This window comes from Candidatus Tremblayella phenacoccinincola, from assembly GCF_009805595.3.
GTDB classification, from domain to species: Bacteria; Pseudomonadota; Gammaproteobacteria; order Burkholderiales; family Burkholderiaceae; genus Tremblaya; species Tremblaya phenacola_D.
In genome coordinates, this window is sequence record NZ_VMQO03000005.1 from 1 (window position 1) to 10769 (window position 10769).

The 10769-nt window shown below is 30.1% G+C and carries 8 protein-coding genes, 4 tRNA genes and 1 other RNA gene; 7 read left to right on the forward strand and 6 right to left on the reverse strand.

Annotated features, from left to right (window positions below; all coding sequences use genetic code 11):
• Nucleotides 1–84: 84 nt before the first annotated feature.
• From rnpB to rlmB, 4 genes are all read right to left on the reverse strand, one after another.
• An RNA gene (gene rnpB / locus FKM95_RS01095) (RNase P RNA component class A) lies at nt 85–426 on the reverse strand.
• A gap of 170 nt (nt 427–596) precedes the next feature.
• The gene (aspS, locus tag FKM95_RS01100; protein WP_159128968.1) at nt 597–2297 is read right to left on the reverse strand and encodes an aspartate--tRNA ligase; all 1701 of its coding nucleotides are present in this window, start codon (nt 2295–2297) and stop codon (nt 597–599) included.
• 175 nt (nt 2298–2472) lie between these two features.
• Nucleotides 2473–2557, reverse strand: a tRNA-Ser gene (locus FKM95_RS01105).
• Nucleotides 2558–2828: 271 nt separating this feature from the next.
• Nucleotides 2829–3578, reverse strand: a complete 750-nt coding sequence (gene rlmB, locus FKM95_RS01110) for a 23S rRNA (guanosine(2251)-2'-O)-methyltransferase RlmB (protein ID WP_159128967.1) — start codon at nt 3576–3578, stop codon at nt 2829–2831.
• A 107-nt stretch (nt 3579–3685) separates the two neighbouring features.
• Between rlmB and FKM95_RS01115 the strand changes: the two genes are divergently transcribed.
• The 7 genes from FKM95_RS01115 to epsC all read left to right on the forward strand — a co-directional run bounded on the left by FKM95_RS01115 (nt 3686) and on the right by epsC (nt 8927).
• Entirely contained in the window at nt 3686–5314 is a 1629-nt protein-coding gene (locus tag FKM95_RS01115) for a flavodoxin domain-containing protein (RefSeq protein WP_159128966.1), read from the forward strand.
• On the forward strand, nt 5304–7007 hold the full coding sequence (cysI, locus tag FKM95_RS01120) for an assimilatory sulfite reductase (NADPH) hemoprotein subunit (RefSeq protein ID WP_159128965.1): 1704 nt from the start codon (nt 5304–5306) through the stop codon (nt 7005–7007). Before FKM95_RS01115 ends, cysI begins: the two co-directional genes overlap by 11 nt.
• A 17-nt stretch (nt 7008–7024) precedes the next feature.
• Nucleotides 7025–7753, forward strand: coding sequence for a phosphoadenylyl-sulfate reductase (locus tag FKM95_RS01125; RefSeq protein ID WP_159128964.1), 729 nt, complete (start codon nt 7025–7027; stop codon nt 7751–7753).
• Between the two features lie 68 nt (nt 7754–7821).
• Nucleotides 7822–7899: transfer RNA gene (locus FKM95_RS01130), tRNA-His, on the forward strand.
• A gap of 9 nt (nt 7900–7908) precedes the next feature.
• A tRNA-Leu gene (locus FKM95_RS01135) sits at nt 7909–7990 on the forward strand.
• 12 nt (nt 7991–8002) lie between these two features.
• A tRNA-Pro gene (locus FKM95_RS01140) sits at nt 8003–8076 on the forward strand.
• Between the two features lie 104 nt (nt 8077–8180).
• A complete protein-coding gene (epsC, locus tag FKM95_RS01145) occupies nt 8181–8927 on the forward strand; it encodes a serine O-acetyltransferase EpsC (protein WP_159128963.1) in 747 nt (248 codons plus the stop codon).
• A 3-nt stretch (nt 8928–8930) separates the two neighbouring features.
• Here epsC and lysS read toward each other — a convergent pair whose 3' ends face one another.
• Nucleotides 8931–10454: a lysine--tRNA ligase gene (lysS, locus tag FKM95_RS01150; RefSeq protein WP_159128969.1), complete on the reverse strand. Its 1524-nt coding sequence runs from the start codon at nt 10452–10454 to the stop codon at nt 8931–8933.
• A 21-nt stretch (nt 10455–10475) separates the two neighbouring features.
• On the reverse strand, nt 10476–10769 hold a 294-nt coding region (locus FKM95_RS01155), incomplete at its 5' end, for a peptide chain release factor-like protein (protein WP_276530307.1).

Genomic DNA, 10769 nt, shown 5'->3' on the forward strand with positions numbered 1-10769 from the left:
GTCCACCCTCCTCCCCCCTTTTCCCCCTCTCAACACTTCCTATAGATACAGAGTTATATTGTAAATACTATAAAGCCCTTAACCTAAAAGATCTTAATATAAGCTGGGTTCTGTATAGAAAGACCATCCATATATCTAGACTAATATTCTCATATCAGCTCAAGCAGCTTACCCAAATCAATACGTTCAATATCTTAGATCTTTTATATAGCTTTGTTTCAGATGGAGCATACATATGTTATTGTTACCAACATAATAGAATGTTCTTACCATATCTTTCACCCTTACCTAAAGGCGGTATAGTTTCTGTTGCTGCTTTCGTAGACACCCTCCCAGACTTAGCTGGCATCTTGCTCTATGAAACCCGGACTTTCCTCTACTTTAAAATATATATCCAATAAAAGCAGCGGTTGTATATTAATATTTAAACAACATCCCCATCCCATCTATTATGTCTATGTTAACTCTCACTCCTATACAAACCCATTAGTAGCTTCCCCTTTCCCCTTCCCCTTCCTCCAAAAGCTGAGGCTACTTAGGTTCTACTCCAACTTCAACTGCTTTTCCTGTTTGTCCTAACTATAGCATTACTTTAACTATCTTTCTATTTCACTAGGTGCGTTTAACATCAAGTCAACAGCAGAATTACTCTTTGGAAAAGCTATTACATCTTTAATGCTTTCTGAACCAGCTATTAACATTAACAACCTATCTAAACCAAAAGCAAAGCCAGCGTGGGGAGGAGTTCCATATTTTAAAGCATTAAGCAAACAACCATAGGCTTTTTCTTGTTCTTTCTTACTAATATTTAATATATTAAAAACAGCCTTTTGGCTATTAAAGTTATTGATTCGAACAGAGCCACTTCCTATTTCATAGCCATTCATTACCATATCATATGAATTTGCAGTTATATTTATTGGATCAGCTTTAAGTAGTTCTAAATCTATATCTTTTTTTGGAGCAGTAAATGGATGATGTGTAGCTATGAGTTCATTATTATCAGTTTTCCTAAATAAAGGAAAGTCAGTAACCCAAACAGGAAACCATCTTTTTATATATATGTGTAAGTCTTTTGCTATCTTTTCTTTTAAAATAGTTAAGAAGTTATGATCACATTTATTACTTAGCTTTATAATAAATATAAAGTCATCTATATTAGCCCTTGTATATTTTATAGCATTTATCAAAAGGTTCTTGTTATAAAACCCAAACCCCAAACTATCTTCTATATTAGGTTCATTAAAATGTTGCTTAGTTAGTTTTAACCATATAAGCTTTTGGTTATTAATATTTTCAACATACTCTTTATATTCATTAAGCTTATCTACTGTTAAACAGATATTATTAGGAACATGTAATACTTTTCCTATATAGCAGTCATTTGTATGTTCATTACTAATAAGATCTTTAATATCAATATATTCTAAAGGATTACTTAGATCTGGCTTATCAGACCCAAACTTATATAGTGCTTCTTTATATGTCATTCTATAAAATCGATCTAGCTTAATGCCTTTAAACTCTAACCATAAGCTTTTAATTAACTCTTCTAAAATATTATGTAGCTTATAGTCCTCCATATAAGCTGTTTCAATATCTAACTGAGTAAACTCTGGCTGTCTGTCAGATCTTAAGTCTTCATCACGGAAGCACTTTACTATTTGATAATAACGATCATACCCTGAAACCATTAGCAACTGTTTGTATACTTGAGGTGACTGAGGCAAAGCATAATATTTAGACTTATGGATTCTACTTGGTATTAGATATTCTCTAGAACCCTCAGTAGAATAGCTACTTAAATATGGAGTTTCAATATCTAAGAAGCCTTTTTGATTCATATATTTTCTAATATAATTGATAACATAAGTACGCATAGTTAAGTTAGCTGTCATGTTTTTACTACGTAAGTCAATATATCTATGAATTAGTCTTTGTTCTTCATTATTATTCTTATATGATTCAATAGGTAATATATCAGATTCATTTAATATAATAAAACCTATAGCTAATACTTCTATTTCCCCAGTAGCTATATTATTATTTATTTGAGATATTGGTCTAGCTCGCACCAAACCATCTAACTGAATGCAAAACTCATTGTGTAGTTTTAATGCGTTAAGAAAGCAATCATTATTTTCAAACTCAATAAATACTTGAACTAAGCCTTTTATATCTCGCATTTCTATAAAAACTAGTTTACCAAGGTTCCTTATTTTATTTACCCATCCACAAATAGTAATCTTTTTTCCTATATGCAATGAACTTAGCTCTCCGCAATAGATAGTCCGCATTATCTTTTTCCTTAAGGGTTTTGAAGTTAAATATAACTAGAAAGATATTATATGCTGTTTGGTTGCTTGTATTTTATTTCAGAAGCAGTCCAGTCCAAAGCTTTGAAACCAACCGTAATACATCCTATACACTTTTCAATAAAAGCCCATCACTAACTCATGTATAATAAATAGATGGAAGGGTAGAGATTCGAACTCTAGAATGCTTTCACATTGCTAGCTTTCAAGGCTAGTGCCTTAAACCACTCGGCCACCCCTCCGTAGGTTTTAATAAGATAACAGCCATATTAACTCTTCAAGCATAAGCTATTACTACATATTAAGTAACACATTCACAGAATAGTGGAGAGTTTCATTAGCTTTTATAACAGAACGCTTCCCAGAAACAAATAACTATAGCCGCCGAACCTCGTCCTAGTTATTAAGAACTTTAGACTAATATGCTTAGCTTTATCGAGTTGTATTCGTATTAAAACCCTAAATGCCTACACTACAAACGCTTCCCCCCAATCTAACTAACAAACCATAAACCTAATTATCCAGCCGCTGGCGTAGTATCTCAAATAAAGCTATTCCAGTGGCAACTGAAACATTAAGAGAACCTACTGAACCAATCATTGGAATACTAGCAACAATATCACAGGCTTTATATATGGGTTTACGAATGCCTTTATATTCACTTCCCATAATAACAGCAATAGAACCTAAAGCTAGGTTTAGACTATACAAACTATTCTTAGATTTATCTGAAGTTCCAACTATAAATACTCTCTCTTTCTTTAATACATATAATACCTTAGATAAGTTACTAACATAAAATATAGGGAACTTACTAACAGAAAAAGTAGCAGCTTTTTTAGCTACTTCATTAAAATGCCCTGACTTGTGTCGAGTTATTATGACTCCATGAACACCAGCTGCATTAGCACATCTCAAACAAGAACCTAAATTACGAGAATCAACAATACCATCAAGTATTAACAATAATAACTTATTTCTATATGTGGTTAATAACTCAGCAAAGCTATCTTTATTATATTTTCTATTAGTTCTAATATATGCAACAACTCCTTGATGGACGACATTAGCTTTTATATGCTTATAAAACCAGTTTTTATTAACTATTTTAAAGCATATCTTATATCTTTTTAGCTTTAATAAGATATGCATATGATTAGGCTTTTTACTATTTAAAATATAAGCACATACAACCATTTCAGGAGAGCATTCTAATATATTCATTATCACATGAATACCATATACTATTTCTGTCATATTCATATTTTGTTATTAAAAAGCTTTATAGTATCTATTATATAAAGAATAAGCTGTCATAATTATAGGATATATATATCTAGTTTAATAATAAACCCTTTTTAACTTAGAAAATGAATACAACAATAATATCAGCTTCTCAAACTGGAAACTCTCGAGAACTAGCTTTATTATTATATAATGATCTTATTAGAGAAGGTATAAAAGCCATAAACTATAACGCTTCTGACTATAGCTTTAGTAACATAGACCAAGAAAGAATATTAGTGATCATAACATCAACATACGGGGAAGGAGAACCACCAGAAGAAGCAGTTGATCTATATAATTATCTATTTTCAATAAAAGCTCCATTATTAAGGAATACAAACTATGCAGTCTTTAGTTTAGGTGACAGCTCATATGAATATTTCTCTAAAGTAGGAAAAGACTTCGACCATAGGCTAGCTGAACTAGGGGGGAAAAGGATATATAAAAGAATAGATGCTGATGTTAACTATAAAGAAGTGTTTGAGTTATGGAAGAAAAAGCTAATTAAGCTAATAAAAGAACTAATAAAAGAAAAACATAATAATACAAAAGCTAATACAACTAGTAATAATATAAAGCTAAAGCTAAATAATAACTATGATATCTATAATAGAAGAGTCCTGTTTTTAGCTAACTTATCAGCCATATCTAGAGTTTCTAGTAGCCTTTCAATAAAAAATCTATTCCATATAGAGCTTAATATTGACAAAACCATAAGCTTTTCCCCAGGTGATTCATTAAGCGTATTAAATAATAATGAAAAAGCTATTGTTAAAGAGATAGCTAAATACCTAAGAACTAATAAAGCTGAATATGTTTATTTTAATAGGAAAAAAGAATTAGTTAACAGCTTAACTAAAAGCTACTTCGAACTTACTCAAACTAACTTAATAACAATAGAAAAAGCTGTTATTGGTTCAAAATGCGATCTTCTACAAAAGCTATTAAAAAGTAATAATATTATAAAAAAGACTATTAGGTATTTCTCAACTATTGATTTCTTAAGATATATAAAACTATCTCTAAAAGCTAATAACTTAGTAACTATATTGAATAAGCTAAAGCCAAGGCTATATTCAATAGCATCATCACAGTTAGAAACCAAAAAAGAAATACATTTGACAGTAAGTTTAATTAAATACAAAATAGATAACTATACAAGAAAGGGAAATAGTAGTAATTATTTAATAAACTATACAACAACTAAACCCAATCTTAAAGTAGCAGTTCAAAATAATAATAGCTTTTCTATTCCTAAAACCAAAGACATGCCAATAATTATGGTTGGTTCAGGAACTGGCATTGCTCCATTTAGATCTTTTATACAGCATAATAAGATAGTAAATAGCTTTAAAAAAAGCTGGTTATTTTTTGGAAACCCAAACTTTAACAATGACTTTATATACCAGACAGAATGGAAAAGCTATTTAAAAGCTAACATATTAAATAAGATAAGTTTAGTATGGTCTAGGGATCAAGCTATAAAGGTTTATATGCAAGATAATATAAGGAAAAAAGAACATATTATTTGGGTTTGGATAAAAGAAAATGCAGCTATATATCTATGTGGTAATGCTAGTTATATGGCTTTTGAATTAGAAAAAGCTATAGTTAATATTATATGTGAAAACAAAAACATATCATATAAAAAAGCAATAATGATATTAACTACTATGAAAAATAAACAACAATACCAAAAGGATGTCTATTAGTAATAGCTCTAACTTATCTAATAATGAAATACTGAAAAAGGAAAGCAGCTTACTACGTGGTTCTATATCAAAAGACATAAAAGTTAATATAACAGGAGGTTTTAACTATAACAACTCTCAGCTAATTAGATTTCACGGTATGTATCAACAAGATGACAGAGACTTAAGAAAAGAACGTTTAAAACAAAAGCTAGAACCTTTAGTAAATATAATGTTAAGATGCAGACTACCAGGAGGCATAATAACAACAAAGCAATGGGTTAATATAAATAGGCTTGCTACTGAAAATACATTGTATAATAACATAAGGTTAACAACTAGACAAACATTTCAACTTCATGGTATTTTAAAAGCTAACCTAAAAAATGTACATAAGGTACTAAACAAAATAGAGTTAGATTCTATTGCTACTGCTGGAGATGTAAATAGAAACATTTTATGCTCTTTTAATCCTAAAAACCCTATTAGCTATTTTAACTGTTGGTTCTGGTCAAAAAAGATATCAGTTCATTTACTTCCTAAAAGCAAGTCATATGCAGAGCTATGGTTAAAAGATAAAAAAACAGATCTAATAAAAGCTGAACCTATATTAGGTAACAGCTACTTACCTAGAAAGTTTAAGATAGCAATAACCATTCCACCAGTAAATGACGTAGACATTTATTCAAATGATATTGGCCTTATTGCAGTTAATAAGTTAAATAACCTAATAGGTTTTAATATAGTAATAGGAGGTGGTTTATCTATTGTTCATAATGATAAAAAAACTTATCCAAAGAAAGCTAACGAAATAGGATATATTTTCTTAAACGAAGTAATAAAGATATCAGAAGCAATAATAACTATTCAGCGCGACTTTGGTAATAGAAATAATAGGAAAGCTGCAAGAACAAAATATACCTTAGATAAAGTTAGTATTAGCTTATTTAGAAAAGAAATAGAAAAAAGAACTAACTTAAAGCTAAAGCCTATTTATCCTTATATTTTTAACAAACGCAATGATAACTTTGGCTGGCTAAAAGGAACTGATAAAAGATGGTATTTAACTCTATTCGTTCAAAATGGTCGGATTACTGATTGCCAAGATAAACTTCTAAAAACTGGTTTAGAAAAGATAGCTAAAATACATAATAAAAGCTTTTGCATAACACCAAATCAAAACATAATTATTACTGATGTTAGCCCTAAAGCTAAACCTAAAATAGAAAGCATCATTAAAACCTATAACCTAATTAATAGAAAAGAGTCTATTCATAAAAGAAAAGCAATGGCTTGTGTTTCATTTCCTACCTGTCCTTTAGCTATGGCAGAAGCTGAAAGGTTCTTAATGCCATTCCTTAACAAGCTAGAAAAGCTTATGGTTCATAATAATATACATAAGGAATCAATAGTATTAAGAATAGCTGGTTGTCCTAATGGTTGTAGTAGAGCTATGCTATCTGAAATATGTTTAGTTGGTAAATCCATTGGAAAATATAATGTTTATCTAGGAGGGAACTACGAAGGAACTCGTATTCCAAAGTTATATAAAGAAAATGCTAATGTAAAAGAGATCTTAAAAACTATAAACAAAACCTCTAAAGGCTGGATAAAATATAAAAGACCTAATGAACCATATGGAAGTTTTATTATAAGAACAAACCTAATAAAACCTGTTATAAACTCAGCTAATGACTTTTATAGCTTATTATAGTTTATTATATAAAACCTATGGTAGAAATAAAACATAGCTTTTATCTTTATCTTAAAAAAGACCTAACTAAAAGAATAATATTATCTTTAAATAAACAACTAAAAGCCTTAACAGTTCTAAAAAGAATAAGATGGTCATTTGAAACCTTACCTCAAAATACCATTCTTTCTTCTAGCTTTGGCATACATTCAGCTGCTATACTAAAACTAATAACTTACCAAATACCAGGTGTTTATATAATAGTAATAGATACTGGTTATTTATTTAAAGAAACCTATAGGTTTATCGAAAGGCTAACCCTTAAATTAAAACTAAATACAAATATAAACCGTTCTAATATTTCTAGTAGATGGCAAGAAATAAGATACGGAAAGCTATGGAATAAAGGGAAAGAGGGCATTGTTCTGTATAATAAAATAAATAAAGTTAAACCAATGAATTATATATTAAAAAAGCATAACATAAACACATGGTTTGCTGGCTTACGAAATGAACAATCTAAAAGTAGAACTAACCTATTAGCTTTAAATATTAACAACAACCTATTTAAGATGCTACCAATTATTGACTTAAACGGACGTGATGTATTCTTTTTACTAAGGAGAAATATGTTAAACTTTAACCCATTATGGAATATAGGCTATGTTTCATTAGGAGATGCTCATACTACCTGCATATATAAAGCTGGTATGAAAGAAGAGGACACAAGGTTTTATGGCATAAAAAGAGAATGTGGGTTACATTAACTATAAGGTATTTTAAATACAATACCCCAAAAGCTACTAGAAGTACGTTCCTATAGTAATCATAATAAGGTGGTTGTAGTTCAGCTGGTAGAATCCTGGTTTGTGGTTCCAGTGGTCGTGGGTTCAAAACCCACCAATCACCTCCAAGACTATAAGCGAAGGTGGCGAAATAGGTAAACGCGCTAGACTCAGAAGCTAGTATCTTAATCTATAAGGGTTCGAGTCCCTTTCTTCGCATATACATCTAGTCGGTGAGTAGCGCAGCTTGGTAGCGTAACTAGTTTGGGACTAGTGGGTCAGAGGTTCAAATCCTCTCTCACCGACTAGGCTTGTTTTAACTTCTTTGTCGATATATATAGGTATTTCTATGAATAAGATATAACATTAAACTAGCAACCCCATTTCCCCCCATTATATATTCAAGCATATGTTTGGTAAAAAGATAAAGCTAATATGGAATACCATAAAACTAGAAGCTAAACTATTAACAGACTATGAACCTATATTAAAGAAGTCCTTCTTTTATAGGTTTTTAGTACATAAGGTATTTAACAGCTCATTATTATACATTTTGACAAAAGCCCTAAAAAGCAAACCTATAATAAAGACTATAAATATAAGAACAATAAATAATATGTATGCATATAACCCAAAGCTAACCCCAAATGCTATTCAAGATATCTTTATATTTTCCCTAAAAGATCCAATAATAAATAAGTATATTATGCCAATGCTATATTTAAAAGGCTTCCACGTCTTATGCATATATCGTTTATATAGTTGTATTTGGAACCAAAATAGTCAGTTCTTATCTACCTATATCCAAAATAAAATATCAGTAGTTCTAAACATAGATATCCATCCAGCTTCCTACATTGGCAACGAAATAATATTTGATCATGCAACTGGAATTGTAATAGGTGAAACATCAATCCTAAAAAAAAGCATAACTATTTTACAGCAGGTAACATTAGGAGGAACTGGAAAGCTAAAAGGTAACCGACACCCTAAAATAAATGAAGAAGTAACTATTGGAGCTGGAACATCAGTTTTAGGTAATATAAAAATAGATAATAAAGTAAAAATAGGAGCTGGGACAGTGGTATTACATTCGATTCCAAAAAGCAAAACAGCTGTTGGTATTCCAGCTAAACTAACCCCACATGAATTCTAATCTTTATTGGTTCGTTTTTAAAGGACGCATAGTTGGAAACAATATAACATCTCGTATACTACTGGCATTAGCTAATAACATAACTAATCGATCTATACCAATGCCTAAACCAGCAGTTGGTGGAAGTCCGTATTCTAAAGACTTAATGTAATCATCATCATATAAAACTAAACGATCATTAGGATCTTTTTCTTTTATTTGTTTTAAAAAAGCTAATGACTGTTCACTTGAATCATTCAACTCTGAAAACCCATTTCCAACTTCTTTACCATTTATAAACACTTCAAAACGCTCACTCAAAAAAGTATTACTGTCTAAACGCCGAGCTAGAGGAGAAACTTCAGAAGGATAGTTAATAATAAAGGTAGGCTGTTTCAATTTACCTTCAACAACGCTTTTAAATAGATGCGTTTGAGCTTTACCTAAACCCCATTCCTTTTCTATATTAATATCTAAAGAGCTAGCTATTTCAGAAACTAATTTAATATCATTTAGGTCAGAATATCTTATACCTGAACAAAAGCTACATATTGATTCTAACATTGGTATTTTAATAAATGCTTTACTAAAATCTAATACAGTATTACCATAATTAATAGTATTACTTCCTAATATACTTTTAGTAATGTATTTATATAGATCTTCAACTAAATCCATAAGATCGTTATAATTAGCATAAACCATATATAGCTCCATCATAGTAAACTCAGGATTATGGTAAGATGAAAGACCTTCGTTTCGAAAGCTACGGTTGATCTCAAATATCTTTTCAAGTCCACCTACTACCAAACGTTTCAAATATAATTCAGGAGCTATCCGAAGAAACATATCAATATTCAAAGTATTATGATGAGTAATAAAAGGACGCGCAAAAGCGCCACCTGGTATTGTATGCATCATAGGGGTTTCTACTTCAATAAAACTATTACTTAACATATAGCTTCGTAGTTCTGATATAATATGAGATCTAGCTATAAATATATTTCGAGACTTTTCATTAAAAACTAAATCTAAATAACGTTGTCGATAACATAGTTCTTTATTTATTAAACCATGAAACTTATTAGGAAAAGCTCTAACTGATTTAGTTAATAACCGTATATCATAGCAACATATAGATAGTTCTCCTGCTTTTGTTTTAAATAGTTTACCACATGCGCCAACAATATCACCTAAATCTAATAAGTTAACTTGTTCTTTATATTCAGAAAAGAAACCACAAGATAAGTATAGCTGGATTTTACCACCCGAGTCTTGAATAGTCAAAAAAGATATTTTACCGAAGTCTCGAATATTAACTACTCTGCCTGCAACTGCTATATTAATATTTAATATGTTTAATAGTTCATTGGGTTTATTATCATAGTTTAAATGTAAGCTATTAGAAATAGAATCTCTGCGAAAGCTATTTGGAAATATAATAGTTTCTTTTTTAGAACACAAGCTTAACAACTTATATTTACGTCTATAATACTCACTATCAATAAAAGCTTTTGATATATTATATTCTATAGCTGAACCAACCATAACCATACAAAGCTCCTCTCCTTATAAACCATTCCTAAGGTTCTCTATAATAAACATATCTATATTACCATCTAATACCGACTGAACATCTCGAGATTCTAAGCCAGTGCGAAGGTCTTTAACAAGAGAATTATCTAATATATAAGATCTAATTTGATTACCCCAACTAATACTAAACTTAGTATCTTCAATGCTTTTCTTTTCAATAGTTTTTTTAGTAAGTTCAAGTTGATATAATTTAGACTTCAGTTGTTTTAACGCATATTCTTTATTTCTATGCTGAGACCTACTACTTTGACACTGAGTTGTTATATT